Source organism: Azospirillum sp. UENF 211521 (assembly GCF_058780535.1).
In genome coordinates this window covers 364,060-388,370 of the sequence record NZ_JBSNCF010000003.1, presented here as the reverse complement: position 1 = coordinate 388,370, position 24,311 = coordinate 364,060, and the positions used below count along the sequence as shown (strand labels likewise).

Here is a 24,311-nt window from a genome sequence, read left to right as displayed (position 1 = left end):
GGCCGTCGTCGTTTCGGGCCTGCCCCCGTCAGTCCTGCGGCTTGTCCACGCGGTAGCGGAAGTCGCAATGGCTGGCGCCCTGCATGATGGTCTGCGTCCGCTCCATCGTGATCGACGGGTCGTAGCCCGTGCAGAAGGCGGCGTCGCGGTTGCAGGACAGCAGATGGCCGATGTGACCCAGCCCCATCTCCCGGTACATCTCGGCGTAGCGGCAGCGGGTGACGTTGTAGTCGAACCGCGTCTCGTCCTGGTGCAGCACCTCCAGCCGCAGCGCGTCGTCCTTGGTCCACAGCGGCTGCAGGTCGGCGAAGCTCGTCAGGCTGGTGCCGTTCGGCTCGGCCGCGGCGAAGGCCGCGGCGGATTCCACCGCGGCGCGGGTGATGGCGGCGCCCAGGATCTCCTGCGCCACCGCCTCGCCCAGCCGGGCGGCCATCTCCTCATAGACCGGCTTCAGGATCGCCGCCTCGATCCCGCGGCGCTCCAGCATGCCCATCACCGGCTTGGCCGGCGGCGTGTCGGTCGGTTCGGTCATCACGGTCTCCGTCTCAAATGGCGGTCAATGCGCGTGGCCGCCGAGATAGGCTTCGGCGATGCGGGGATCGTCGCGGAGCTGGGCGGCCGGGCCGGCCAGCACGATGCGCCCGTCCTCCATCACCGCCGCGTGGTCGGCGACCCGCAGGGCGGCGCGGGCGTTCTGCTCGACCAGCAGGATCGACACGCCCTCCGCCCGGATGCGCTGCACCAGATCGAAGATCTGTGCGACCACCATCGGGGCCAGCCCCAGCGACGGCTCGTCGAGCAGGAGCAGGGCCGGGCGGCGCATCAGGGCGCGGGCGATGCACAGCATCTGCTGCTCGCCGCCCGACAGCGACCCGGCGTTCTGCCGCAGCCGCTCGCGCAGGACCGGGAACATGTCGAGCATCCGGTCGAGTTCGCCCAAGCCCACGTCGCCGCCGCCGAGCACCAGATTCTCCCGCACGCTCATGTTGGAGAAGATCTGGCGGCCTTCCGGCGCCTGCGACAGGCCGAGCTTGACGATGCGGTGGGCGGGCAGGTTGGCGATGGGCTCGCCGCGGAAGGCGATGCTGCCCCGGCTCGCCCGGTAGACGCCCGAGATCGCCCGCATCAGCGTCGTCTTGCCGACACCGTTGGAGCCCAGCACGGCGACGATGGCGCCCTGCGCCACGCTCAGGTCGATGCCGTGCAGGATCTCCTGCGGCCCCATGGTGACGTGCAGGTTCTCGATCGCGAGGATCGGCGCGTCGGCTTGCGGCTGGCTCATGCGTCCACCCCCAGATAGGCTTCCAGGACCGCTTGGTCGCGGCGGATGGCGTCGGGCGGGCCGTCGGCGATCTTGCGGCCGGAGGCGAGCACCAGGATGCGCTGGCAGATGCTCATGACCAGGGTCATGTCGTGCTCCACCAGCATGATGGTCAAGCCGGTGCCGTGCAGCCGCTTGATGAAGTCGGCCAGCGCGCGGGTCTCGGTATCGTTGAGTCCGGCGGCGGGTTCGTCGAGGATCAGGAAGCGCGGCTGCATCGCCAGGGCGCGGGCGATCTCCAGATACTTGCGCTGGCCGTAGGGCAGGTTGGCCGCCAGTTCGCCCGCCACATGGGTCAGGCCGACGGCCTCCAGCGCCTCCCAGGTGCGGCGGCTGATCTCGGCGGAGCGGGCGCCGCCCCCGGCGAGGGAGCCGAACAGGGCGCCGAACGCCCCCTGCGGCAGCGCGCCGACCGCGCCCACCGACACGTTGTCGAAGACCGACATGTTGGGAAAGACGCGCAGGTTTTGGAAGGTGCGGCTGATGCCCAGCCGGGCCACTTGGTTGGTCTTCAGCCCACTGATGGTCTTGCCGTCGAAGGAGACGGTGCCCGACGACAGCGGCGTGAAGCCGGAAATCAGGTTGAACAGGGTGGTCTTGCCGGCGCCGTTCGGGCCGATCAGCCCGACCAGCTCGCCCTCGTCCACATGGCCGGTCACGTCGTTCACCGCCAGCACGCCGCCGAAGCGGCGGCTGACGTTGCGGATGTCGAGAAGATGGGTCATCGCCAGCCGATCCCTTCGCCCTTCACGGTGTTGCGCCACGCCGCCCCCAACTGGCGCCGCGCGAGCTGGAGCGCGGAGACCTCGCCCAGCAGGCCCTTGGGCAGCAGGAGGATCGACAGGAACATCACCAGACCGACCATGATGTTGCGGAAGTCGCCGAAGGCGCGCAGCCCCTCCGGCAGCAGGATCAGCAACAGCGCGCCGATCACCGCGCCGGGCAGGCTGCCCAGGCCGCCCACCACCACCATCGCCAGGATCAGGATGGATTCGGAGAACTTGAAGTCGCCCGGCGAGATGTAGCCGGTCATGTGCGCCCACAGGCTGCCCGCCACGCCGGCGAAGAAGGCCGACAGGGTGAAGGCCTCCATCTTCAGGCGCGCCGTGCTGACGCCCATGGCGTCGGCGCACTGGTCGTCCTCTCGGATCGAGCGCAGGGCGTTGCCGTAGTAGGAGTGGCTGAGCCGCCCGATCGCCAGCACGCACAGCGCCACCACCGTCGCCACCGTGTAGTAGGTGGCCAGCCGGCCCGACAGGCTGAAGCCGAACAGCTCCAGACCCTTGGTGACGATGATGCCGTTGGGGCCCTTGGTGAACTCCACCCAGTTCAGCATGACCAGATAGAGCATCTGCCCGATGGCCAGCGTCGCCACGGCGAAATAGATGCTGACCAGCCGCATGGTCGGCAGCGCCACCAGGAAGGCGATCAGCGCCGCCACCACACCGGACAGCGGCAGCGTCACCGTGAAGCCCAGCCCGAACTTGGTCGAGAGCAGGGCGGCGGTGTAGGCGCCGACCCCGTAGAAGGCGGCGTGCCCGAGATGCAGCAGCCCGGCCACCCCGGTGACCAGATGCATGGAGGCGGACAGCAGGATGAAGATCAGCGCCAGATTGGCGATCTGGTAGAAATAGCCGCGGTCGAAGCCGGCCAGCATGGCCGGCAGCCCCACGAAGACCAGCAGGGCGAGCAGGAGCGGTATCAGCAACCCCCGCCCGCGCGGCGGCGCCGACAGGTCAGACACGTTCACGGCGCGCTCCGAACAGTCCGTTGGGGAAGAAGATCAGGGTCAGGATCAGGAAGCCGTAGGCCACCATGTCCGACCAGCCCGACGACACGAAGGTCGTCGCCATGCTCTCCGAGATGCCCAGGATCAGGGCGCAGATGACCGCCCCCGGAATCGAGGACAGCCCGCCCATCACCATGGCGACGAAGGCCTTGATGCCGGGAACGAAGCCCATGGCGGGGAAGATCGCCCCGTAATAGAGCCCGGTCAGGATGCCGGCCGCCGCCCCCATCATCGAGCCGACGACGAAGGTCATGATGATGGTGCGGTCGGTGTCGATGCCCACATACTTGGCGCCCAGCGGGTTGTTCGACACCGCCCGGATCGACAGGCCGATGCGGGTGCGGGTCAGCAGATACTGGAGGCCGATCAGCATCGCGGCGGCCACGCCGAAGATGATGAAGTCGCCGGTCACCAGGATCACCGGCCCGATGCGCACCGGCGTGTTGATGAGATATTCGAACGGGACGGAGCGCATCTGCGACCCGAACACGATCTCCAGCGCCTCGCGCACCACGATGGACACGGCGAGCGAGGAAAGCAGGGTGGATTCGCGCATCGCCCGCGACTTCAGCGACGCCTCGTCGGTGAAGCGGCGGAAGGGTTTGAAGGCGATCCGCTCCAACGAGAATCCGGCCATGGCGCCGATCGCCAGGGCGATGAAGATCACCGCGAAGATCGGCGGGGCCGTCGCGGAAATCAGCACCAGCCCGGCGAAGGCGCCCAGCGTGTAGACCTCGCCATGGGCGAAGTTGACGACGTTCAGCACGCCGAAGATCAGCGTGAAGCCGATCGCCATCAGCGCGTAGGTCATCCCCAGCGACAGCCCGATGGCGAGCTGCTGGAGGTAATAAGGGTCGATCATGCGGGCCGTTCGCTGGAGATCGTTAGGCTATCGGGTCGGTAGGGCGTGCGCCGGTCAGTCGGCGACCGGCACGAAGGCGCCGCCCTTGACCTCGACCTTCACCAGCTCCTTCTCGGCCTCGCGGTCGGCGCTGAAGCTGGTCTTGCCGGTCACGCCGGCGAAGTCCTTGGTCTCGGCCAGGGCGTCGCGCACCTTCTCGCGGGTCGGGTTCGGGTAGGCCTTCTCGACCGCGGCCAGCATGATGCGCACGGCGTCATAGGCCTGCGCCGGGAACTGGCCCGGAACCGCGCCGTTGGAGGCGGCCTTCCACTCCGTCACGAAATGCTGGATGTGCGGGGCCGGGTCGGTCGGCAGGAAGTTGGAGGTCAGGTGCACGCCTTCCGCGGCTTCGCCGGCCAGCTCGATCAGCTTCGGGCTGTAGGCGGCCGAGGTCGAGTAGACCGGGGTCTTGATGCCGAGCTGCTGCACCTGACGCAGGAACTGCGCGCCGTCCTCGTAGAAGAAGCCGGTGTAGATGGCGTCCGGCTTCGCGCGCTCCAGCTTGCTGATCAGCGAGCGGTAGTCCTTCAGGCCGCGGTTGAAGAACTCGGAGAAGACCACCGTGCCGCCGTTGGCCTTCACGCCGTCGCTGAAGCCGGAGACGACGGACTGGCCCCAGTCGGTCTGCTCGGCGATGACGGCGATGTTCTTGTAGCCCTTGGACAGCATCCACTTGGCGTTGTAGGGGCCTTCCTGCGCCTGGGTGGCGATGTTGCGGAACTGGTACTTGGAGATCTTCGTGTAGTCCGGATGCGAGGCCGTCTGCGAGAGCTGCGGCATCCCGGCATCCTTGTAGACCTGCGCCGAGGCCATCGACACGCCCGAGGTGAAGTCGCCCAGCACGCCGACGATTTCCTTGTCGTCCACGAACTTGCGGGCGATGTTGGTGCCTTCCTTGGCGTCGGAGCGGCTGTCCTCGAAGACGATCTCGGCCTTGAAGGGCTTGCCGGACGCGTTGAACTCGGTCAGCGCGATCTCGGCGGCCTTGCGGAAGTCCTGGCCGTACTGGGCGGTCTCGCCGGTCAGCGGCAGCTGGTAGCCGATCTTCACGGTGTCGGCGGCCAGGGCGGTGCCGGTGGTCAAAGCGGTGCCGGCCAGCGCGGCCGTCATGAGGGCGGCGAGGGAGGCGGTCTTCAGGGCGGTCATCGCAGGTGAACCTTTCTTGTGAAGGCCGGCTTCGAGGCCGGTGTTGGGCAGCGTCGTACGGTTGGGTGGCTTAAGCGGCGGATCAGGCGGCCTTCGGGCCGGGCAGGACCTTCAGGCGGCAACAGCCCTCGTCGCCGGGCTTCCAGGTCTCGCCGCGGAAGACAAAGCCGGCCGCCTCGAACAGGCCGCCGTCGATGGCGCCGGCCATGTTGCAGAGCAGCTCCAGATCCTCGTCGGACTTGCCCTGGGCCTGCCACGCCTCCTTCAGGGGGCAGCGGTGGAAATGAATCTCCAGCGCGTCGCCGTCGCAGCGCTTGATCTCCGGCGCGAACATGGAATCGCGGTTCGGGATGCCGTCGAGGAAGGCGTGGCACAGGCCGGCGAGGTCGTCGGGGCCGTGCGCCGCGTATTTCACGCCCATCGCCTCGCCCAGGCGGCGGGTCGCCTCGCGCCCGATGTCCAGCGCCGTCTCGGTGCCGTAGCGCTCGCGCAGCACGTCGAACATGTGGGCGTAGGACGCGGCCCGCATGGCGTAGGCGTTGCGCAGCTGCGTGGCGTGGTCCGGGGCGGCAGGCGGCTTGGTGTCTTCAGTCATCGTCAGATTTCCCGGATGTCGTTCCAGCGGTATTGCAGGAGTTTGAACGGGCCGATGCGTTGCAGCAGCTCGTTGAAGGGCAGGGGGCGCGGCTCGGTCAGCGGCAGCGCCAGCTCCGCCGGATCGCTGCCCAGCGCCGCGTGGGCCAGCTCCCGTCCCAGCGAGACGGAGAGGGCGACGCCGCGTCCGTTGCAGCCCGCCCAGGTGAAGGCGTTGGGGCCGAGCTGGTGGACCCGCGGGGTGTAGTCGGTGGTCATGGCGATCCGCCCGTTCCACACATGATCGAAGCGCAGGCCGCGCAGCGTGGGGAACATGGAGGCCAGCCGCAGGCCGACGATGCGCCGCAGCCGGTCGGCCCCGTCGACGGGGACGAGCAGCGCGCCGCCACTGACCAGCCGGTGGTCGGCGGTGTAACGCATGAAGCGCAGGTCGCCATGGGTGTCCGACATGGCCTGACGGCCGGGCAGGATGCTGCGCCGCTGCGCCTCGTCCAGCGGCTGGGTGGCCATCTGCCAGGACAGGACGGGGACGACCTCCGTGCGGATTTCGGGGAAGACGGCGGCGGTGTAGCCGTTGGTGCCGAGCACCAGGGCATGGGCGGTCACCGTGCCGTCCGGCGTGCGGGCGACCCAGCGGTCGCCGCGCCGCTCCACCGACAGGACCGGAGAATTGATGAAGACCGATGCACCGGCCTCCACCGCCTTGCCCGCCAGCCCGCGGGCGAGCGCCAGCGGGTTGATGTGGCCGCCGCTGCGGTTCATCCAGCCGCCATGGTAGGCGTCAGTGCCCAGCAGCGCCGAAATGCCGGCGCGGTCGAGCAGCTCCACCGGGGCGCCGCGGCTGCCCCACTGCTTGGCCCGCCGCTCGGCGATGGCGATGCGGCCCGGCGAATGGACCGGCTGCACCCAGCCGGTCTGCTCGGCCGCGCAGTCGATGCCCAGACGGCGAATCAGGGCGAACAGGGTCTCGGCGCTGTCGCGGATCAGCGCGACGAAGCGCTCGCCGCGCTCCGGCCCGAACTTCGCGACGAGATCCTCGGGGTCGGGGCGGGTCAGGGTCGGGATGACCTGTCCGTTGTTGCGCCCGGACGCGCCGCGCCCGATCTCCGACGCCTCCAGGACGACGGCGCGCTTGCCCGATTCGGCGGCGTGCAGGGCCGCCGACAGGCCGGTGAAGCCGCCGCCGATGACCAGCAGGTCGGTGTCCACCGCGTCTTTGAGCGCCGGAAGGGCCGGCGGCGGCGGGGCCGTGGCCTCCCACAGGGAGTCGGGCCGTTGCCAGATGCCGCCGGTTCCAGGAACACCGGTCTTCTTCTCTATCGCCTTCACCGTGCCTTGTCCCACGTCTGTCGGGTGAAATCGGCCCGATCATGGGACAAATTGCATACCCGGGCAATTACCATAGCGAGGACGCGGTAATTTTCCTGTTTCATACACAAACCATAGGGAGATAGGGATGGTTTGTACAAGGCTGCCGGAATGACGGCGGTGGCCTTTGTAAACCCTCTCCCCTCCGGGGAGAGGGTGCCCGGAGGGCCGGTGAGGGGGATGCGCTTTTGCCGGACGTATGGACACGCGCAACCCCCTCACCCTAACCCTCTCCCCAGAGGGGAGAGGGGATATCGCCCGCCATCACGCCGCGCGCGGCAGCACCGTTTCGGCCAGTCGCACCCAATAGCTGAGGCCGATGGGCAGGACCGCGTCGTTGAAGTCGTAATGCGGGCTGTGCAGGTTGCGCCCGCCGTCCGACGGCCCGGCGCCGACCCAGACGTAGCAGCCGGGCCGCCGCTGCAGCATGAAGGCGAAATCCTCGGCGCCCATGCTGGGCATCGGGTCCAGGTCCAGCCCCGATTCGCCGACGACTCCGGCGGCGGCGCGGCGGGCCAGCTCGGTCGCCCCGGCCTCGTTCACCGTGGACGGATAGCGGCGCTCGTAGCGCATCTCCGCCTCGATCCCGAAGCCTCCCGCGATGGCCTTGGCCAGTTCGCCCATGCGCCGCTCCACCATGTCCTGCACCTCCTTGCGGAAGGTCCGGACGGTTCCACGCAGGACGGCGGTGGCCGGTAGGACATTCCACGTGTCACCCGCGTGGAACTGCGTGACGCTGACCACGGCGGAATCGACGGGATGCACGCTGCGGCTGGCGATGGTCTGCCAGGCGTTGACGACCTGGGTGCCGGCCAGGATCGTGTCGGTGCCCAGATGGGGCATGCCGGCGTGGGTGCCCTTGCCGGTCAGGGTCAGTTCGAAGATGTCGTAGGCCGCCATGATCGGGCCGGAGCGCAGCGCGATCTTGCCGACCTCCAGCCCCGGCCAGTTGTGCATGCCATAGACCTGCTCGACGGGGAATTTCTCGAACAGCCCGTCCTCGACCATCACGCGCCCGCCGCCCTCGTTCTCCTCCGCGGGCTGGAAGACGAAGGCGATGGTGCCCTGGAAGTTCGGATGCGCCGACAAATGGCGCGCCGCGCCTAGCAGCATCGCCGTGTGCCCGTCATGCCCGCAGGCGTGCATGCGCCCGGGATTGCGCGAGGCGTGGGGCAGGTTGGTCTGCTCGTGGATGTGCAGGGCGTCCATGTCGGCGCGGAAGGCGACCGCCGGACCCTCGCCGTTGCGCAGCAGGCCGACCACGCCGGTCTTGGCGAGGCCGCGGTGAACCTCCAGCCCGAAGGAGGCCAGCTTCTCCGCCACAAAATCGCTGGTCCGCTCCTCCTCGAAGGCCGTTTCCGGGTGGGCGTGCAGGTCGCGCCGCCACGCGGTCATGTCGGCCGTCAGCGCCTCCGTCCCGTCGATCGTCCTCACCATGTCCCTGGTTCCCTGTGTTTCATGAGTGTGTGCGAATGATCTTGCCCAAAAAAGCACCCGTCGTGCAAAGCGCACGACGATGCGGTGCCGTCACATCACCCTTGCAGCGCGGACCGGTTCCGTGCAGGATGTGAGTGAACGTTCACTCATGACGAACGCCACGAACGGAAGCGCCATGTCCAAAGATGCCCGCAGCGACGCACGCAACAAGGTCCGGGACGCCGCCATCGCGCTGTTCGCCCAGAAGGGGGTGAAGGCCACCACCATCAAGGACATCGCCCGCGCCGCCGGGGTGTCGGAGGGGGCGCTGTACCGCCATTGGGCGAGCAAGGAGGAGCTTGCCGCCGCCCTGTTCGCCGCCGAATACACCGCCCTGTCGCATGACCTGCGCGCGGCGGCGGGGAGCGGCCCGGCGCCGCAGCGGCTGCGCCGGGTCATCGCCTGGGCCTTCGGGCTGGTCGAGGCGGCGCCGGACCGCGCGCGCTTCCTCCTGCTGTCGCAGCACGACGCGCTGCCGCTGGTTCCTGACGGTTTGGAGACGCCGGTGGACGCGGTCTGCGCCATCGTCGGCGACGGCATCGCGGAGGGGAGCATCGTCGACGCCGACCGCGAGGCGCTGGCCCACACGGTGATCGGCGCCATCGTCCTCAACATCCAGTCGCACGTTTACGGACGGCAGACGGCCCCGCTCGGCGCGCTGGCCGACACGGTCGCCGACGCGCTGCTGCGCGGCCTGTCCACCGGAAAGGGAGCCTGACGCATGAGCGGATTCGGCCTTCTCGCCACGCGGCGCTTCCTGCCGCTGTTCGTCACCCAGTTCCTCGGCGCCTTCGGCGACAACGTGCTGCGCGGCGCCATCGCGGTGCTGGCGGTCTATGGCATGGCGGGGACGGCGGGCGACGGCGCGCTGATCTCCACGCTCGCCGCGGCGGCCTTCACCGTGCCCTTCCTGCTGTTCTCGGCGACCGCCGGCCAGTTGGCCGACCGGTTCGACCGCACGCTGATCGCCCGCGCCGTGAAGGTGGCGGAGATCGGCCTGATGGCGATCGCCGCCTGGGGCATCATGCGCGCCGACCTCGGCGTGCTGATCGTCGCGCTGGTCGGCATGGGCGCCCATTCCACCGTCTTCGGGCCGGTCAAGTACGGCCTGCTCCCCGACCTGCTGAAGCCGGAGGAGCTGACCGCCGGCAACGGTCTGGTCGAGGCCGGGACCTTCGTGGCGATCCTGCTGGGCACCATCGCCGGCGGCTCGCTCGCCCTGGCCCACCCGCTGGCGCTTCCGGGGCTGCTCGGGGCGACGGCGCTGGGCGGGCTGGCGGCGTCGCTGCTGATCCCGCGGGCGGGCAACGCCGACCGGACGGTGCGCGTCGGGCTGAACCCGGTGTCGGTTACCCTCCGCGTGCTGCGTGCCACCGCGCAGGACCGCGTGTCGATGCTGGCGATCTACGGCATCTCCGTCTTCTGGGGCGTCGGCGCGGTCGTCATGGCGCAGTTCCCGGCCATCGCGCGGGAGACGCTGGGCACCGACAGCGAGGGGGCGACCCTGCTGCTGGCGGTCTTCGCGGTGGGCGTGGCGGTCGGCTCCGTCTACGCCGGGCTGGGACACCGGGTGCCGTCGCGCGCCGACGCGCGGCGTGCCGCCCTGGCCGGTCTCGTCGCGGCCGTGGCTGGGGCGGCGTTGCCCTTCCTGACGCCCGACGCCCCGTCGGCGGAGCCGCTGTCGGCGCTGGCCCTGCTGGCCCAGCCCTGGGCGATGCCGCTGCTGGCCGACCTGTTCCTGATCGCCGCGGCGGGCGGCGCCTTCGCCGTGCCGCTCTACGCGCTGATCCAGCATCGCGCGGCGGTCTCGGCCCGCGCCCGGGTGATCGCGGCGGCCAACGTGGTCAACGCGCTGTTCATGGTGGTCGGCTCCGGCATCGCCGCGGCCATGCTGGCGCTGGGCGTGACACCGCTGACCGTCGCCGCCTGGGGCGGGGCGAGCATGCTGGCCGCCGTCGTCCTGGCGCTCGCCATCGACGCGGTGGGCATGGGGCGGGCGCTGGCCCGCGCCTTCTTCCGGCTGGCCTTCCGGGTCGAGCTGCGCGGCGCCGAGCATCTGGAGCGGCTGGAGGGTGCGGCCGTCGTCACGCCGAACCACCAGTCCTTCCTCGACGGCGCTCTGCTCGCCGCCTTTCTGCCGGGGATGCGCTTCGCGGTGGACAGCTTCATCGCGCAGCAGGCCTGGGCCAAGCCCTTCCTGGCGTTGGCCGACCATGTCACCATCGACCCGACCAAGCCGATGGGCACGCGCCTGCTCGCCCGCACCCTGGCCGAGGGCCACAAGATCTGCATCTTCCCGGAGGGGCGGATCACCGTCACCGGCTCGCTGATGAAGATCAACGGCGGTCCCGGCATGCTGGCCGACAAGGCGGGCTGCCCCATCGTGCCGGTCTGCATCGAGGGCGCGCAGCGCTCCATCCTGTCGCGGATGCACGGGCGGCTGCGGCTGGGCCTGTTCCCGCGCATCACCATCACGGTCATGCCGCCGGTCGCCACCCCGGACGTGACCGGGCTGGCCGGAAAGAAGCGGCGGGCGGCGCTGAAATCCTGGCTGTCGCGCGTCATGACGGAAACCGTCTTCGCCGCCGGGCAGCGGCCCGACACGCTGGCGCTCGCCCTGCTGGAGGCCGGGCGGAAGACCGGCTGGGGCAAGGCCGCGGTGCAGGACGGCGACTTCACGACTTTGTCCTACCGCGCCCTGACCGCGCGTTCCCTGGTGCTCGGCCGCATCCTGGCCCGCGGCACCGAACCGGGGGAGGCGGTGGGTGTGCTGCTGCCGACCGCCTCGCCGACCGCGGCGGTGTTCTTCGGGCTGGCGGCCTATGGGCGGCCCGCAGCGATGCTGAACTTCACCGCCGGGGCGGAGGCCGTGAAGGCGGCCTGCCGCGCCGCCGGGCTGCGCCGGATCGTCACGTCGGCCCGCTTCGTGGAGATGGGGCGGCTCGGCCCGTTGGTCGAGGCGCTGGCCGCCGACCACAGCATCGTCTATCTGGAGGACGTGAAGCGCGGGCTGGGCATCGGCGACAAGCTGCGGGCGCTGGCCGCCTCGGTGGCGCCGGAGCGCTTCCTGCCCCCGCAAGGACAGCCGGACGACGTGGCGGCGATCCTCTTCACCTCGGGGTCGGAGGGGCCGCCCAAGGGCGTGGCGCTGACCCACGACAACCTGCTCGCCAACATGGCGCAGGTGGCCTCCGTCGTCGACTTCACGCGGCAGGACGTGGTGTTCAACTGCCTGCCGGTCTTCCACTCCTTCGGGCTGCTCGGCGGGATGCTGCTGCCGATCCTGAACGGGGTGAAGACGGTGCTCTACCCCAACCCGCGCCATGTCCGGCTGATCCCGGAACTGGTCTACCAGACCAACGCCACGGTGCTGTTCGGCACGGACTTCTTCCTGAACGCCTGGGCGCGGGCGGCGGACCCCTACGACTTCCGCTCGCTGCGGCTCGTCTTCGCCGGTGCCGAGCGGTTGCAGGAGGAGACGCGCCGCACCTACACGGAACGGCTGCGCGTGCATCTGCTGGAGGGCTACGGCACCACCGAGACCTCCCCGGTGATCGCGGTCAACACGCCGGCGCGCTTCCGCCCCGGCACGGTCGGGCAGGCTTTGCCGGGCATCGAGACGGAGCTGCTGCCGGTCCCCGGCGTGCCGGTCGGTGGGCGGCTGCGGGTGCGCGGGCCGAACGTCATGAAGGGCTACATGCGCGCCGACAACCCCGGCGTGGTGGAACCGCCGGAGGACGGCTGGCACGACACCGGCGACATCGTGGACATCGACGCCGACGGCTTCATTCGCATCGTCGGGCGCGTCAAGCGCTTCGCCAAGGTGGCCGGCGAGATGGTCCCGCTGGGGCTGGTCGAGGAGCTGGCGCTCCAGGCCGCGCCGGACGCCGCCCACGCCGCCGTCGCCCTGCCGGACGCCCGGCGCGGCGAGCGGATCGTTCTGGTCACCGCCGGCACCGGCCCGACCCGCGACGCGCTGGCGGCGGCGGCCAAGGCCAAGGGCGCCCCGGAGATCGCCATTCCTCGCGATGTGCTGCGGGTGGCGGCGATCCCCCTGCTCGGCACCGGCAAGACCGACTACCCCGCCGTCAGCCGGCTGGCCGCGGAAATGCTGGCGAGCGAAACGGCCTGACGTGTGGTGAGGTCAGGGGCGGCAGGCGACGTGCAGCCCCTTGCCCACCGGGAAGATGGTGGAGCCGAAGCCGGGCAGGGCCTCCACCGCCGCGATGTAGCCGGCGATCTCCTGCGGGTGCGACAGGGCGTTGTCGGCCAGCAGCAGGCAATCCGGCTCCAGCTTCGGCAGCAGGAGGCGAAGCTGCTCCGGGGCGCTCCAGCGGTCGGCGTCGAAGAACACGCAGTCGAAGGGGCCGTCCAGCCCCGCCACCGTCTCCGTCGCGTCGCCGACCAGCAGGTTGACGCGGCTGGCCAACCCGGCGCGCTCCAGGTTGGTGGCGGCCTGGGCGCTCTTGCCCGGATCGCGCTCGATGCTGGTCAGCGGGTCCGTGGCGCCGACGGCCTGCAGCGCCGCGGCGAGCCACAGGGTGCTGACGCCGTTGGAGGTGCCGATCTCCAGCACCCGGCGGCGGCGCCCGCTGCGCACCAGGATGTGCAAAAGCTCCGCCGTCTCGCGTTCCAGATTCAGCATCTTGCGGGCGCGGTCGCCCTCGCGCGCGTCGTTGTCGCGGCCATAGCTCTCAAGATCGCGGAGCACGCGGTCGACGGCGTCATCCAGCAGCATGGTGGTGGTCCCGGTGGCGGAGAGTGGGACAAGACCCTGCGCCGAGTGTGGCCGTGGGGTCAAGAGATTGGACCACAGAAAACCCTCTCCCGCCGGGTGCGGGAGAGGGTTTCGCGACGGGAAACGTCACGCCGCCTGGTTGAGCTGCTCGGCGCGTTGCGGGGCGATCTTCAGGCGGGTGGCGAGGTAGGAGAGATAGGCGCGTTCCGCCTCATGCTCGCGGTCCACCGCCATCAGCGAGGCCAGATAGACCTGCTCCGCCATGTCCGGATCGGTGACGGAGCGGACCAGCGAGTCGAGCGACTGCGGCTGGGACAGTTCCTGCTCCACGATCCGCCGCTCCTCCGGGCCGCCGCCGGCCTCGTCCAGGGCGGACATGACGCGCTGGCGCTCGACCGCGGAAATCTCGCCGTCGGCGTTGGCGGCGGCGATCATGGCGCGGATCAGCAGCAGGGCGTGCTGGTCCTCCATGGCGAGTTCGGGAAAGGCGCCCTCGCCGGCCCCGGACGGGGCGGCGTCGGGCGGGGGAGCGGTGCGCTGCTGGAAGACCTGGGACAGCCGCTCGCCCAGCGAGCCGCCACCGGAAGCGCCGGCCCCGCCGAGAATGCCGCCGAGGATGCCCCCCGGCGTGTTGCCCGAGCCGGACGGCGGCGCCCCCCACGGGCTGCTCCCCGGCTGCCCGGAGCGGGCGGGGGCTTGTCCGGAGGAGGGCTGTCCGGAGGGCGGCATATTCTGCTGCCGCTCCTGATAGGCGCGGTAGGCGAGGTAAGCAAGCGCGCCCAGCCCGGCCATGGGGCCGACGCCCATGCCACTGCGGGCGTGCATCGCCGATCCCGAGCCCATCCCTGACCGGCTCAGGATCGACCCCAGATCCTGCGGGCTCCTGCGGCTGTGCCCTCCCATGCCGGTCGCCAGAAGGGTGCCGAGGATGTTCTGAAGATTCGCCATGACGCGCCTCTCTCCTAATCGGTGTCCGTGTCGATGCAGCTTTGCGCCTCATCAACAGACGAAAGGGATTGGCGTCACGGCACAGCTAAGGGTGCCAATGATGGGCCTGACCAGCCGACCCTTCTTCTATGACGGCTTCTATGCCGGAGGTGGAGTGGCTTTCGAACAGGCTGTGCGGAACACTGACTTCCGCTATCGTGGCGCGCATCAGAGCGCAGCAAGCGCCGACGCCCGCCGGTCGGCGGGTGGCATTTTGGAGGAGACGCCCATGACCTTCGACCGGATCGCGGAACCGCCCCCGCCGGACCTGTCGCCGACGCCGTTCGTTCCGCCGCCGGCCCCGGCCTGCGGGTCGCTGTGGAACGACTATCTCCATCGCCTGCTGGGCACGGCGCACGGCTGCGTCGCCGCGAACGACGACGAATCCGATCCGGAGCCCGCCTGCTGCTGCGCTGCCGGGTGATGCCGTGAAACCGTGGCCCTGAAATCGTGGCCCTGAAATCGTGATTGGGAGCGGTCGGGTGCCCGTCAGCGGGCGCCCGCCGCCTCGATGATCACCGCCGCCACCGCGTCGGGCCGGGAGGCGTGCGGGACGTGGCTGGTCCCGACCTCGACCGTCCGCGCGCCGATGCGCTCGGCGGTCGCCCGCAGGAAGGCCGGGGGAAGCATCCGGTCCTCGCCGGCGACGACGTACCAGGACGGCTTGTGCTCCCACGCCGCGGCGGTCACGCGCGTGCGGAAGCAGCCGGCATGGACCGGCCCCTGCGTCGCGGCCAGCAGCGCCGCCTCCGTCGCCGGCACATCCTGGGCGAAGTTCGCCGCCAGGCTCTCCGCCGACAAATGCAGATAGCCCGCGCGGTCCATCGACACGCTGGACAGGCCGGGCGAGGGCGGGAAGGGCTTCAGCGTGTCGTTCGGCGACTGGCCGACCCCCGGCGCGAAGGCCGCCACATAGACCAGCGCCTTCACCTTGTCCTGATTCCCGATCTGCGTGATCACCGCCCCGCCCCAGGAGTGGCCGACCAGCACAACCGGCCCCTTGGCGCGGTCGATGGCGCGCTGGACATGGGCGACGTCCTCGTCCAGCGAAGTCAGCGGATTCTGTACGGCGATCGCCTCCAGCCCCTGGGCCTGGAGCAGGGGGATCACGCGGCTCCAGGCGGAGCCGTCCGCGAAGGCGCCGTGGACGAGGATGACGGAAGTGGCGACCGGGTCCATGGACCGATTCCCGTGACAGTGACCGACCCTATCCTCTGAGCACGCCCGCGCCCGCCTGTCCAGCGCGGAGGCTGCGCTTTTCCTCCCTGTGGAAAAGCCGCCCGGACTCTGGGGTCAAAGGATGTCTTGCTGCGGAGCGGGATGAAAATTTCGCGAAATCGCCCTTGAAGCTAAGATTGTTCTGGGATACGGTATACCAACAGTGAGGCGAGGCGATTGTCCGCCCCCTCCGCCAAGCCAGTCCGTCCGTATCGCCAGCCCGAGCCCTTGAGGTGAGCCATGGTCAAGACCCTTTCCGCCGTCCGTCCCGGAAGCCGCCCGAACGCCCTCCGCGGTGTCGACGATGCCGCTCCCGCCGGCGTCGTGGTCGCCCTGCGCCCCGATCATCGGCCGTCCGATCATCGCCATTCTGATCATCGGCAGCGGGCCGCGGTGCTGGCGGCGACTACCGGCGGGCGCGGCCCGCGCATGGACATGCTGACGATCACCCACAGCCGCGGCGCGGCGGAGGATCGCGGGGCGGAACTCATCCACATCGACGGCCCTTACGCGGATGTTCTGGCCTACATCGCCAACTCGCCGGAGTGCGTGGTCTGCTTCGACACGCTGCACGGCGGCATGGCCCGCGCGCAATTGTCCGTGCCCTGACCGGGCGCCGGGGCCTGCTGGAGAGCGAACCGATGAACGCCTGTATGATGAGTGATTGTGTGACGACGCCCTTTTCCGGGCAGGAACTGGCCTCCGCGATCATCGCGGCGGCGCTGTCCTACCCCTCCGCCAACGGCCGGCTGTGCCTGCCCGACGGCGCGGTGCCGTGCGATCCGGCGGCGCTGGAACGGGAGTTCACGGTGGCGTCGCAGGGGCTGTCCCACTGGCTGGCGCAGAACGACCAGGAGATCGCCGGCGCGGCGCGGGCCAGCCGGTTGAAGATCGCGGCCGGAGTCATCCGGGCGGCCCTGGCGACCCTGGAGCACGCCGGGCGGCGCTGCGGCGACTTGCGCGATCGCGGAGAGCGGACGCTGTCCGTCGACTTCGGCGCGGTCTGCGACCGGGTTCAGGAGCGTCCGGGCCTGCTCGCCCAGACGGTGGCCGCCGCCGCGGCCGGCCACATCGTCCAAGCGGTCGCCGCCTGAAAACGGGCGTGATTGCCCGGCGTTAAAGAAGGGTGTGCTCGACCAGGATCTTGGTGCCGATGGCGAGCAGCCCGAGGCCGCCGATCAGTTCGGCGCGGCGGCCGAGCAGCGGGCCGGCGGCCCGGCCCAGCAGGACGCCGCCGAAGCCCATCAGGAAGGTGACGACGCCGATCAGGCTGGCGGTCACCGCGATGTTCACGTCCGCCATGGCGAGGCCGACCCCCACCGCGCTGGCGTCGATGCTGGTCGCCACCGCCACGGTCAGCAGGGCCAGCCAGCCCGAGCGCGCGGCCGCCGCCTCGTCGTCCTCTTCCCCGGCCAGCGCGTTGCGGATCATCGATCCGCCGATCAGCAGCAGCAGGCCGAAGGCAATCCAGTGGTCCACCGCCTGGACGAAGCCGGCGAAGGCCGAACCCACCGCCCAGCCGATCGAGGCCATCGAGAGCTGGCAGAGGCCGAAGGCGAAACCGACCCGCAACGCCTCGGACAGGCCCGGACGCTTCTGAACGGCGCCACGGCCCAGCGCTGCGGCGAAGCTGTCCATGGAAAGGCTGACGGCGAGGACGAGGGAGGTCACACCGAGCATGGCAACGAACTCCGGCCAAACGGACACGACAGCACGGCTACCCCCGGTTGGCCTTCGGGAACATCCGCACCATCGGTCTTGCCGAACCGGCCGGACGCTGTCCGGCTGCCGCGTGCACCACGGGACGTCCGGAGAAAGGATGGTCCCGAGTTTGTTGGCGCACGCCCCTCTCGCAGGAGGGTGGCTACTCCCCAATGACGAGGCGGACCCTAACGCCGCAGAGTGTGGGTGTCAATCTATATGAACAGCTGTTCATATATATTTGAATCACTCTAAAACGGCATGCGTCGTGCCCCGCCAGGGGCAGGGCATGGTGCAGTGCGGAACGATTTGTTAAGAGCCTCTGACGCTTTTATGCCTCTGCGGTTCGTTGGCGTACGAAACGCTGGGATTCACTGGGCATCATTGGGGGCGGGGGTTCGCCATGGGGTTGCTGACGGGGGTCGGCTCGCTGTCGCTTTCGGGCAAGACGGTGTCGCTGTGTGTCGGTGGATTGGCAGTGTTGACGAGCAGCACCTTTGCTGTCAACGAAACGTTGTTGAGCCGCTATGCGGAGCGCATGGCGGTCGAGCGGCAGGAAACGAACATGCGCGTCGCCTGGGACGTGCTGAACCAGTACGGGCGGGACATCAGCGTCCGCGACGGCACGCTGTACGCCGGCGACCGTGCGTTGAACGGCTTCTTCGAGCCGGTGGACCGGGTGAAGGCGCTGGTCGGCGGCACCGCCACCCTGTTCATGGGCGACACGCGCGTCACCACCAACGTCCAGAAACCGGATGGCGCGCGCGCCGTCGGCACCCAACTGGCCAAGGGGCCGGTCTACGACGCCGTGCTGGTCCGGGGCGAGCCGTACCGTGGGCAGGCCGACATCCTGGGCGTTCCCTTCTACACCGCCTACGACCCGATCAAAGACCGCTCGGGCAAGGTGGTCGGCGTGCTCTATGTCGGTGTGCCGCGGGCGGAGTTCTTCGCCCCGATCCGCGACACCCAGACGATGATCGGTGGGCTGGGCGCCGCGGTGACGCTGCTGGTGGCCGGCGGCAGCCTGCTGTTGTCGCGACGCATCTTCCGCCCGCTGTCCGCCATGCGCGGCGCCATGGAGCGTCTGGCGACGGGGACCCTGTCGGTCGAGATTCCGGCGCTCGGCCGCAAGGACGAGATCGGCGGCATGGCCCGGGCGCTCAGCGTCTTCAAGGAGAACGCGCAGCGGGTGGCCCGGCTCGACGCCGCCCAGGCGGAGGAGCGCGCCCGCGCCGAACGGGACCGCCGCGATGCGCTGGACGCGGTCGCCCGCAACTTCGACGAAACCATGCTGAGCGTGGTCGAGACGCTGAGCGCCACGACGGCCCAGCTCGAAGCCAACGCCCAGCGCCTGCATGGCATCGCCGAGCGCAGCAGCGGGCAGGCCGCCGCGGTCAGCGGCGCGGCGGGCGAGGCCAGCGACGACGTGCGGACCGTGGCCGGCGCCACCGAGGAGCTGACGGCGTCCATCGTCGAGGTGTCCCGCCAGATCGACGAGTCCTCCCGCATGGTCCGCAACGCGGTGGAGGAGGTGGAGCGCACCAACCACACGGTCGAGGGCCTTGCCGCCGCCGCCGGCAAGATCGGGGAGGTGGTGACGCTGATCCAGAGCATCGCCGCGCAGACCAACCTGCTGGCGCTGAACGCGACCATCGAGGCGGCGCGGGCGGGGGAGGCCGGCAAGGGCTTCGCCGTCGTCGCCAACGAGGTGAAGGGGCTCGCCAACCAGACCGCCAGGGCGACCGACGAGATCGCCCAGCAGGTGGCGGAGATCCAGGCGGTGACCGGCAGCGCGGTGACGGCTATCGGCGGCATCGGGCGCACGGTGATCGCGGTCAACGATCTGGTCGGCCGCATCGCCGAGTCCGCCGACCGTCAGAACGCCACCACCGGTGAAATCGCCCGCAGCGTCCAGCGCGCCGCCGACCGCACGTCGGAGGTGACCCACAGCGTTCGCGACGTGTCGGCCTCCGCCCACGAGACCGGCACCATGGCGTCGGAGGTGCGCTCCGCCGCTGCCGATCTCGGCCGGCAGGCGCTGGCCCTGCGCGAGCAGGCCGGCGCGTTCCTCAATCAGGTGCGTTCGGCATAAGGGGAGGCTTCCGCCCGTGTTCCGCAACCCGCGTTCGCTGCTGTTCGTCTTCTTCTTCGCGTCGCTGGCGGCGCTGCTGGTCTTCAGCGGCGACCCGCCGGACGGCGGGCGGACCGACGCGAACCGGGATTTCCTGGCGGCCTGCGAGACCAGCCCCTTCGCCGCGCAGAACACCGGCTCCACCGAGGTGGCGGTCCGGGTCTGCTCCTGCATCCTGTCCTGGCACCGCAAGGAGGGCGAGGCCACCGGCCGGCCGCTTCCCGCCGCGCTCTATCGTGGGGATGGAGCGGCCGGCGCCGCCGCCGCGGCGGTGGACGAGCGGGCGCGGGCTTCCTGCCTGTCCGGGCGCGTGGCGCCCTGAGCAATTTCTGAGAATCGTCCGCAGGACGGGGTGGCGGGGGCTTTTCCTTCGGCACCGCAGCACCCATCCTATGGCGCTATGGGCACACACGACACCCGCAATCCCTGCACGAAGCTCTGCCGCTTCGACGCGGCGGACCGTTGCTTGGGCTGCTTCCGCACCCGCGCCGAGGTGAAGCACTGGAAACGCCTGCCGGACGAGACGAAGGCGGCGATCAACGCCCGCATCGCCGCGCGCGGCGGCACCGTCTCAAAGAAGGACGGCAAGCGCGCGAAGAAGCTCGACAAGAAGATTCGCAAGCTGGAGGCGAAGCTCGCCACCCTGCGCGCCCGCCGGTCGGGCCTGGAGGGGCCGGTCGCCAGGGCGGCGGAGTGAACGCCGCCGCCCGCGGCCTTGACGGCCGGACTATGGGCGCCGTGTCAACCGATCCCGGCGTGCCGTTCCACGTACAGCAGCAGGGCAGGGTAATAGTGCTTCTGTGAAACCGTCAGTTCCTGGCAGTAACGGCGGGCCATACCGTTCGAAAGCCAAGCATCAAGCTCGCCGGTCTCACGCTTCTGGGCGATGACGCGGTCGATCTTGTCCATGATCTTGTGGATCACGTCCGTTCCTTTTCGGGTGTTGATTTGTCGTGGAAGAGGTGAACGCCGCAACAGCGGCGCCATCGATTGCCCTTTCAATATGAACCACGGGACGGCGGTGAGCTGCGCATTGTGGGCATGCCTGCGTACCGCATTGCACAAAAGTCCAAGGAGGCCAGCGCGCCCACGCGCGGGTCTGCCCTTCGCAGGCGTTCGTTGACCGGCTTCCCGGCGGCGCCCCATTCTGCGCGCTGAAGGAAGAATGAACGGGGGAGGACGTGCGGTGGGATGGCGGCGGACCGCCGCGCCGCCGCGGCCATCATCATGAGCGCCATCGCCATCAACGAACGCCGCGCGGAGCTGGACGGCGCCGCCTCCGCCACGCTGGTCCTGCTTTGCCTGCTCTGGGGCCTGCAACAGGTCGCCATCAAGGTCGCCATGACCGGCTTCTCGCCGGTGCTCCAGGGCGGGTTGCGCTCGCTGGGCGCGTTGGCCCTGCTGTGGGCCTGGGCGGCGCTGCGCGGCATGCGCCTGTTCGAGCGGGACGGCACGCTGGGGCTGGGCCTGCTGGCCGGGCTGCTGTTCGCCGGGGAGTTCCTGCTGGTCTATGCCGGGCTGTCCTACACCACGGTGTCGCGCAGCATCCTGTTCCTCTACACGGCCCCCTTCCTGGTGTCGGTCGGCGCGCATCTGCTGCTGCCGGGGGAGCGGATGCGCGGCGTCCAGGCGGCCGGGCTGGCCTGCGCCTTCGTCGGGGTGGCCGTCGCCTTCGCCGACGGGCTGCGCCTGCCGACGAACCGCGAAGTGATCGGCGACCTGATGGTGCTGGCCGCGGCGGTGCTGTGGGCGGCCACCACCCTGGTCATCAAGGGCAGCCGGCTGGTCCGCGCCAGCTCGACCAAGGTGCTGTTCTACCAGCTCGCCGTGTCCGGGGCGGTGATGCCGGTGGCTTCGCTTCTGATGGGCGAGGCGGGGGTGACCGCGCCCGGCCCGCTGGCGCTGGCCTGCCTCGCCTTCCAGATCGTGGTGGTGGCCTTCGCCTCCTACCTCGCCTGGTTCTGGCTGGTGGCCCGCTACCCGGCGGCCCGACTGTCGGCCTTCACCTTCCTGACCCCGCTGTTCGGCGTGCTGTCCGGCGCCCTGCTGCTGGGCGAGCGGATCAGCGTGAGCCTCGCCGCGGCGATGCTGCTGGTCTGCGCCGGCATCTGGCTGGTGAACCGCCGCGCGCCCGCCGTGGGTGCTTAGAAACACGGGAACCGCCCCGGCCGCCATCGGTTGGCTCTGCTGTCCCAGCACAAGCAGCGGAGCCGGTTTCACCATGGATTTGAACGGAAAAGTCGCCCTCATCACCGGGGCTGGATCGGGCATCGGCAAGGCGTCCGCCACCCTGTTCGCCGGCGCCGGGGCGAGCGTCGGCGTGCTCAGCCGCACCGAGGATGAGATCCGCAAGACGGCGGAGGAGATCACCGCGGCGGGTGGCAAGGCGATTCCCTTGGTCGCCGACGTCGCCGACAGCGAGGCGGTGAAGCGGGCGGTGGACCGGCTGGTCCAGGAGTACGGGCGGCTGGACATCGTCTTCGCCAACGCCGGCATCAACGGCGTCTGGGCGCCGATCGACGAGCTGACTCCGGAGGAATGGGACCGCACCATCAACATCAACCTGCGCGGCACCTACCTGACGCTGCACCACGCGGTGCCGCATCTGAAGAAGGCGGGCGGCGGATCGGTGCTGGTGACCGCCTCGATCAACGGAACGCGGGTGTTCAGCAACGCCGGGGCCACCGCCTATTCCTGCACCAAGGCGGCGCAGGTCGCCATGGTCCAGATGCTGGCGCTGGAACTGGCCAAGCACCGCATCCGCGTCAACGCCATCTGTCCGGGAATGATCGACACCGCGATCCAGGACAACACCCAGGCGCGCAACACCGCGGAGGCCGAGGAGGCCGCCGAATATCCCGACGGCGAGATCCCGCTGACCCGTGGCAAGCCGGGCAGCAGCGCCGACGTGGCGGAGCTGGCGCTGTTCCTGGCGTCCGACCGGTCGAAGCACATCACCGGCACCCCCGTCTGGATCGACGGTGCCGAATCCCTGCTGATCGGCTGAGGACCCGCTCATGGCGGACGGCATCATGGCGGACGGCGTCGCGTGGTGGCAGAGCGGGGTGATCTATCAGGTCTACCCGCGCTCCTTCCAGGATTCGAACGGCGACGGGGTGGGCGACCTGCCGGGAATCCTGGCCCGGCTCGACCATCTCCAGGCGCTCGGGGTGGACGCGCTGTGGGTGTCGCCGATCTACCCGTCGCCGATGGCCGATTTCGGCTACGACGTGTCGGACTACACGGGCATCCACCGGCTGTTCGGGACGATGGCGGATTTCGACCGGCTGCTGGCGGAACTGCACCGCCGGGGCATGAAGCTGATCCTGGATTTCGTGCCCAACCACAGCTCCGACCAACACCCGTGGTTCCAGGCCAGCCGCTCGTCGCGCGACGATCCCAAGCGGGACTGGTACATCTGGCGCGACCCGGCCCCGGACGGGGGACCGCCGAACAACTGGCTGTCGGAGTTCGGCGGCGGCGCTTGGGAATGGGACGCGGCGACCGGCCAATACTATTACCACGCCTATCTGAAGGAGCAGCCGGACCTCAACTGGCGGAATCCGGCGCTGCGCGCGGCCATGCTCGACGCGCTGCGCGTCTGGCTGGAGCGCGGGGTGGACGGCTTCCGGGTGGACGCCATCCATCATCTGATCAAGGACGCGCAATTCCGCGACAACCCGCCGAACCCCGGCTGGCGGGAGGGCATGTCGCCGGTCCGCCGGCTGATCCGCCTGCACACGGTGGACCAGCCGGAGGTGCACGATGCCATCGCCGCCATGCGCCGGGTGGCGGACGGCTACGGCCCCGACCGGCTGCTGATCGGCGAGGCCTATCTGCCCATCGACCAGCTCATGGCCTATTACGGCGCCGACCTGACGGGCTTCCAGCTTCCCTTCAACTTCCATCTGCTGTCCACCCCGTGGGAGGCCAAGGCGCTGGCCGCGCTGATCCGCACCTACGAGGCGGCCCTGCCGCCCGGCGGCTGGCCGAACTGGGTGCTCGGCAACCACGACCGCTCACGCGTGGCGAGCCGGCTGGGGATGGGCCAAGCGCGGGTGGCGGCCATGCTGCTGCTGACGCTGCGCGGCACGCCGACGCTCTACCAGGGCGACGAGATCGGAATGACCGACGTGGCGATCCCGCCGGACCGCGTGCAGGACCCGTGGGAGAAGAACATTCCCGGCCTGGGGCTGGGCCGCGATCCGGTGCGCACGCCGATCCCCTGGGACGGCGGTCCGCGGGGCGGTTTCACGACGGGTGAGCCCTGGCTGCCGCTCGGTCCCGACCATGACCGGGTGAACGTCGCGGCACAGGCGGCCGACCCGTCCTCGATGCTGGCGCTGCACCGCGCCCTGCTGGCGCTGCGGCGGGCGGAGCCGGCCTTGTCGGTCGGACGCTACGAGCCGGTGTCGGCGGAGGACGACGTCCTGGTCTACGAGCGCCGCCATGAAGGCGACCGCTTCCGTGTCCTGCTGAACCTGTCGGCGGCGGAGCGAAAGGTGGACGCGGTGCCCGACGCTGCCCATATCCGGCTGTCCACCCATCTCGACCGTGGTGGGGAGCCGGTGTCCGGCACCCTGCGCCTGCGGCCCGACGAGGGGATGGTGATCGGTTTCGACGACAAGGGAAAGGGTGGGGAATGAGCGGGGACGTGAAGAACAACGCGGCCAAGAACCGGTACGAGCTGACCGTGGGCGACGCCACCGCGGTGGTGGAGTACGAAAAGCGCGACGGGGCCATCGTCTTCACCCACACCGAAGTTCCGGAGAGCATGGCCGGGCAGGGCATCGGCTCCGCGCTGGCGCGCGGCGCGCTGGAGGACGCGCGCTCCAGCGGGCAGAAGGTTGTGCCGGTCTGCCCCTTCGTGGCCAAATACATCCAGCGCCACCCCGAATACCAGGATCTGGTCGTCGCGGAGGGCGGACCATCGACGTGAGG

General features: G+C 70.0%; 26 protein-coding genes and 1 riboswitch. Of the genes, 12 read left to right on the top strand and 14 right to left on the bottom strand.

Translation table 11 applies throughout. From position 1 onward, the window contains the following. Positions 1–28: 28 nt before the first annotated feature. From ACWPN5_RS26550 to ACWPN5_RS26510, 9 genes are all read right to left on the bottom strand, one after another. Positions 29–532 (bottom strand): L-2-amino-thiazoline-4-carboxylic acid hydrolase, encoded by a 504-nt coding sequence (locus tag ACWPN5_RS26550; RefSeq protein ID WP_492298341.1) that lies wholly within the window; start codon positions 530–532, stop codon positions 29–31. A 24-nt stretch (positions 533–556) separates the two neighbouring features. After that, the gene (locus ACWPN5_RS26545) at positions 557–1,282 is read right to left on the bottom strand and encodes an ABC transporter ATP-binding protein (protein ID WP_492298340.1); all 726 of its coding nucleotides are present in this window, start codon (positions 1,280–1,282) and stop codon (positions 557–559) included. Continuing rightward, the gene (locus ACWPN5_RS26540) at positions 1,279–2,046 is read right to left on the bottom strand and encodes an ABC transporter ATP-binding protein (RefSeq protein WP_492298339.1); all 768 of its coding nucleotides are present in this window, start codon (positions 2,044–2,046) and stop codon (positions 1,279–1,281) included. Before ACWPN5_RS26540 ends, ACWPN5_RS26545 begins: the two co-directional genes overlap by 4 nt. Beyond that, complete coding sequence (locus tag ACWPN5_RS26535; protein ID WP_247876894.1) at positions 2,043–3,071, bottom strand: branched-chain amino acid ABC transporter permease; 1,029 nt, start codon at positions 3,069–3,071, stop codon at positions 2,043–2,045. The genes ACWPN5_RS26540 and ACWPN5_RS26535 overlap by 4 nt, the downstream gene beginning before the upstream one ends. After that, the gene (locus tag ACWPN5_RS26530; RefSeq protein ID WP_040136279.1) at positions 3,058–3,972 is read right to left on the bottom strand and encodes a branched-chain amino acid ABC transporter permease; all 915 of its coding nucleotides are present in this window, start codon (positions 3,970–3,972) and stop codon (positions 3,058–3,060) included. The genes ACWPN5_RS26535 and ACWPN5_RS26530 overlap by 14 nt, the downstream gene beginning before the upstream one ends. Positions 3,973–4,026: 54 nt before the next feature. After that, a complete protein-coding gene (locus ACWPN5_RS26525) occupies positions 4,027–5,157 on the bottom strand; it encodes an ABC transporter substrate-binding protein (RefSeq protein ID WP_200476356.1) in 1,131 nt (376 codons plus the stop codon). A gap of 82 nt (positions 5,158–5,239) precedes the next feature. Beyond that, entirely contained in the window at positions 5,240–5,752 is a 513-nt protein-coding gene (locus tag ACWPN5_RS26520; RefSeq protein ID WP_035683038.1) for an L-2-amino-thiazoline-4-carboxylic acid hydrolase, read from the bottom strand. A 2-nt stretch (positions 5,753–5,754) separates the two neighbouring features. After that, the gene (locus tag ACWPN5_RS26515) at positions 5,755–7,080 is read right to left on the bottom strand and encodes an NAD(P)/FAD-dependent oxidoreductase (RefSeq protein WP_492298336.1); all 1,326 of its coding nucleotides are present in this window, start codon (positions 7,078–7,080) and stop codon (positions 5,755–5,757) included. Positions 7,081–7,383: 303 nt separating this feature from the next. Further along, positions 7,384–8,556: a M20 aminoacylase family protein gene (locus ACWPN5_RS26510; protein ID WP_492298334.1), complete on the bottom strand. Its 1,173-nt coding sequence runs from the start codon at positions 8,554–8,556 to the stop codon at positions 7,384–7,386. A 175-nt stretch (positions 8,557–8,731) separates the two neighbouring features. Between ACWPN5_RS26510 and ACWPN5_RS26505 the strand changes: the two genes are divergently transcribed. Both ACWPN5_RS26505 and ACWPN5_RS26500 read left to right on the top strand, forming a co-directional pair. After that, positions 8,732–9,313, top strand: a complete 582-nt coding sequence (locus ACWPN5_RS26505; RefSeq protein ID WP_492298333.1) for a TetR/AcrR family transcriptional regulator — start codon at positions 8,732–8,734, stop codon at positions 9,311–9,313. 3 nt (positions 9,314–9,316) lie between these two features. Continuing rightward, positions 9,317–12,727, top strand: a complete 3,411-nt coding sequence (locus ACWPN5_RS26500) for an acyl-[ACP]--phospholipid O-acyltransferase (protein WP_492298331.1) — start codon at positions 9,317–9,319, stop codon at positions 12,725–12,727. A 12-nt stretch (positions 12,728–12,739) separates the two neighbouring features. Here the strand turns inward: ACWPN5_RS26500 and ACWPN5_RS26495 are convergent, their stop codons facing one another. Continuing rightward, the gene (locus ACWPN5_RS26495; RefSeq protein WP_145681821.1) at positions 12,740–13,333 is read right to left on the bottom strand and encodes an O-methyltransferase; all 594 of its coding nucleotides are present in this window, start codon (positions 13,331–13,333) and stop codon (positions 12,740–12,742) included. A gap of 126 nt (positions 13,334–13,459) precedes the next feature. Then, positions 13,460–14,281, bottom strand: a complete 822-nt coding sequence (locus tag ACWPN5_RS26490; RefSeq protein ID WP_492298329.1) for a tellurite resistance TerB family protein — start codon at positions 14,279–14,281, stop codon at positions 13,460–13,462. Between the two features lie 268 nt (positions 14,282–14,549). Between ACWPN5_RS26490 and ACWPN5_RS26485 the strand changes: the two genes are divergently transcribed. Then, positions 14,550–14,744, top strand: a complete 195-nt coding sequence (locus tag ACWPN5_RS26485; RefSeq protein ID WP_247888194.1) for a hypothetical protein — start codon at positions 14,550–14,552, stop codon at positions 14,742–14,744. Between the two features lie 65 nt (positions 14,745–14,809). Here ACWPN5_RS26485 and ACWPN5_RS26480 read toward each other — a convergent pair whose 3' ends face one another. Further along, positions 14,810–15,499 carry an alpha/beta fold hydrolase gene (locus tag ACWPN5_RS26480; protein WP_145681814.1) on the bottom strand — a complete coding sequence of 230 codons (690 nt, stop codon included), beginning with the start codon at positions 15,497–15,499 and terminating at the stop codon, positions 14,810–14,812. Between the two features lie 279 nt (positions 15,500–15,778). On the opposite strand from ACWPN5_RS26480, the gene ACWPN5_RS26475 reads away from it, so the two are divergent. Together ACWPN5_RS26475 and ACWPN5_RS26470 are read left to right on the top strand one after the other, a co-directional pair. Further along, complete coding sequence (locus ACWPN5_RS26475; RefSeq protein WP_492298327.1) at positions 15,779–16,147, top strand: hypothetical protein; 369 nt, start codon at positions 15,779–15,781, stop codon at positions 16,145–16,147. Positions 16,148–16,206: 59 nt separating this feature from the next. Then, positions 16,207–16,632, top strand: a complete 426-nt coding sequence (locus ACWPN5_RS26470) for a hypothetical protein (protein WP_492298325.1) — start codon at positions 16,207–16,209, stop codon at positions 16,630–16,632. A 22-nt stretch (positions 16,633–16,654) separates the two neighbouring features. Here the strand turns inward: ACWPN5_RS26470 and ACWPN5_RS26465 are convergent, their stop codons facing one another. Beyond that, entirely contained in the window at positions 16,655–17,218 is a 564-nt protein-coding gene (locus ACWPN5_RS26465; RefSeq protein ID WP_114856783.1) for a manganese efflux pump MntP, read from the bottom strand. A 58-nt stretch (positions 17,219–17,276) separates the two neighbouring features. Continuing rightward, positions 17,277–17,423, bottom strand: a riboswitch (yybP-ykoY riboswitch). A 333-nt stretch (positions 17,424–17,756) separates the two neighbouring features. On the opposite strand from ACWPN5_RS26465, the gene ACWPN5_RS26460 reads away from it, so the two are divergent. The 3 genes from ACWPN5_RS26460 (at position 17,757) to ACWPN5_RS26450 (ending at position 20,067) form a co-directional block, all read left to right on the top strand. Continuing rightward, the gene (locus ACWPN5_RS26460; RefSeq protein WP_492298322.1) at positions 17,757–19,331 is read left to right on the top strand and encodes a methyl-accepting chemotaxis protein; all 1,575 of its coding nucleotides are present in this window, start codon (positions 17,757–17,759) and stop codon (positions 19,329–19,331) included. 16 nt (positions 19,332–19,347) lie between these two features. Then, entirely contained in the window at positions 19,348–19,692 is a 345-nt protein-coding gene (locus tag ACWPN5_RS26455; RefSeq protein ID WP_492298320.1) for a hypothetical protein, read from the top strand. Positions 19,693–19,770: 78 nt separating this feature from the next. Beyond that, entirely contained in the window at positions 19,771–20,067 is a 297-nt protein-coding gene (locus ACWPN5_RS26450; RefSeq protein ID WP_492298318.1) for a DUF1289 domain-containing protein, read from the top strand. Between the two features lie 44 nt (positions 20,068–20,111). Here the strand turns inward: ACWPN5_RS26450 and ACWPN5_RS26445 are convergent, their stop codons facing one another. Continuing rightward, positions 20,112–20,294, bottom strand: coding sequence for a hypothetical protein (locus ACWPN5_RS26445; RefSeq protein ID WP_145673622.1), 183 nt, complete (start codon positions 20,292–20,294; stop codon positions 20,112–20,114). Positions 20,295–20,561: 267 nt separating this feature from the next. On the opposite strand from ACWPN5_RS26445, the gene ACWPN5_RS26440 reads away from it, so the two are divergent. From ACWPN5_RS26440 to ACWPN5_RS26425, 4 genes are all read left to right on the top strand, one after another. Then, entirely contained in the window at positions 20,562–21,518 is a 957-nt protein-coding gene (locus ACWPN5_RS26440; RefSeq protein WP_247888192.1) for a DMT family transporter, read from the top strand. 73 nt (positions 21,519–21,591) lie between these two features. Then, positions 21,592–22,377 carry an SDR family oxidoreductase gene (locus ACWPN5_RS26435; protein ID WP_145681806.1) on the top strand — a complete coding sequence of 262 codons (786 nt, stop codon included), beginning with the start codon at positions 21,592–21,594 and terminating at the stop codon, positions 22,375–22,377. A 10-nt stretch (positions 22,378–22,387) separates the two neighbouring features. After that, positions 22,388–24,016: an alpha-amylase family glycosyl hydrolase gene (locus ACWPN5_RS26430; protein WP_492298316.1), complete on the top strand. Its 1,629-nt coding sequence runs from the start codon at positions 22,388–22,390 to the stop codon at positions 24,014–24,016. Beyond that, positions 24,013–24,309 carry a GNAT family N-acetyltransferase gene (locus tag ACWPN5_RS26425; protein WP_014242492.1) on the top strand — a complete coding sequence of 99 codons (297 nt, stop codon included), beginning with the start codon at positions 24,013–24,015 and terminating at the stop codon, positions 24,307–24,309. The genes ACWPN5_RS26430 and ACWPN5_RS26425 overlap by 4 nt, the downstream gene beginning before the upstream one ends. Positions 24,310–24,311 lie beyond the last annotated feature (2 nt).

What these genes read in the sequence shown, in the direction of transcription:
- ACWPN5_RS26550 (WP_492298341.1), bottom strand. Translation starts at nt 532, where the DNA reads ATGACCGAACCGACCGACACGCCGCCGGCCAAGCCGGTGATGGGCATG.
- ACWPN5_RS26545 (WP_492298340.1), bottom strand. Translation starts at nt 1,282, where the DNA reads ATGAGCCAGCCGCAAGCCGACGCGCCGATCCTCGCGATCGAGAACCTG.
- ACWPN5_RS26540 (WP_492298339.1), bottom strand. Translation starts at nt 2,046, where the DNA reads ATGACCCATCTTCTCGACATCCGCAACGTCAGCCGCCGCTTCGGCGGC.
- ACWPN5_RS26530 (WP_040136279.1), bottom strand. Translation starts at nt 3,972, where the DNA reads ATGATCGACCCTTATTACCTCCAGCAGCTCGCCATCGGGCTGTCGCTG.
- ACWPN5_RS26525 (WP_200476356.1), bottom strand. Translation starts at nt 5,157, where the DNA reads ATGACCGCCCTGAAGACCGCCTCCCTCGCCGCCCTCATGACGGCCGCG.
- ACWPN5_RS26520 (WP_035683038.1), bottom strand. Translation starts at nt 5,752, where the DNA reads ATGACTGAAGACACCAAGCCGCCTGCCGCCCCGGACCACGCCACGCAG.
- ACWPN5_RS26510 (WP_492298334.1), bottom strand. Translation starts at nt 8,556, where the DNA reads ATGGTGAGGACGATCGACGGGACGGAGGCGCTGACGGCCGACATGACC.
- ACWPN5_RS26505 (WP_492298333.1), top strand. Translation starts at nt 8,732, where the DNA reads ATGTCCAAAGATGCCCGCAGCGACGCACGCAACAAGGTCCGGGACGCC.
- ACWPN5_RS26500 (WP_492298331.1), top strand. Translation starts at nt 9,317, where the DNA reads ATGAGCGGATTCGGCCTTCTCGCCACGCGGCGCTTCCTGCCGCTGTTC.
- ACWPN5_RS26495 (WP_145681821.1), bottom strand. Translation starts at nt 13,333, where the DNA reads ATGCTGCTGGATGACGCCGTCGACCGCGTGCTCCGCGATCTTGAGAGC.
- ACWPN5_RS26490 (WP_492298329.1), bottom strand. Translation starts at nt 14,281, where the DNA reads ATGGCGAATCTTCAGAACATCCTCGGCACCCTTCTGGCGACCGGCATG.
- ACWPN5_RS26485 (WP_247888194.1), top strand. Translation starts at nt 14,550, where the DNA reads ATGACCTTCGACCGGATCGCGGAACCGCCCCCGCCGGACCTGTCGCCG.
- ACWPN5_RS26480 (WP_145681814.1), bottom strand. Translation starts at nt 15,499, where the DNA reads ATGGACCCGGTCGCCACTTCCGTCATCCTCGTCCACGGCGCCTTCGCG.
- ACWPN5_RS26475 (WP_492298327.1), top strand. Translation starts at nt 15,779, where the DNA reads ATGGTCAAGACCCTTTCCGCCGTCCGTCCCGGAAGCCGCCCGAACGCC.
- ACWPN5_RS26465 (WP_114856783.1), bottom strand. Translation starts at nt 17,218, where the DNA reads ATGCTCGGTGTGACCTCCCTCGTCCTCGCCGTCAGCCTTTCCATGGAC.
- ACWPN5_RS26450 (WP_492298318.1), top strand. Translation starts at nt 19,771, where the DNA reads ATGGGCACACACGACACCCGCAATCCCTGCACGAAGCTCTGCCGCTTC.
- ACWPN5_RS26440 (WP_247888192.1), top strand. Translation starts at nt 20,562, where the DNA reads ATGGCGGCGGACCGCCGCGCCGCCGCGGCCATCATCATGAGCGCCATC.
- ACWPN5_RS26435 (WP_145681806.1), top strand. Translation starts at nt 21,592, where the DNA reads ATGGATTTGAACGGAAAAGTCGCCCTCATCACCGGGGCTGGATCGGGC.
- ACWPN5_RS26430 (WP_492298316.1), top strand. Translation starts at nt 22,388, where the DNA reads ATGGCGGACGGCATCATGGCGGACGGCGTCGCGTGGTGGCAGAGCGGG.
- ACWPN5_RS26425 (WP_014242492.1), top strand. Translation starts at nt 24,013, where the DNA reads ATGAGCGGGGACGTGAAGAACAACGCGGCCAAGAACCGGTACGAGCTG.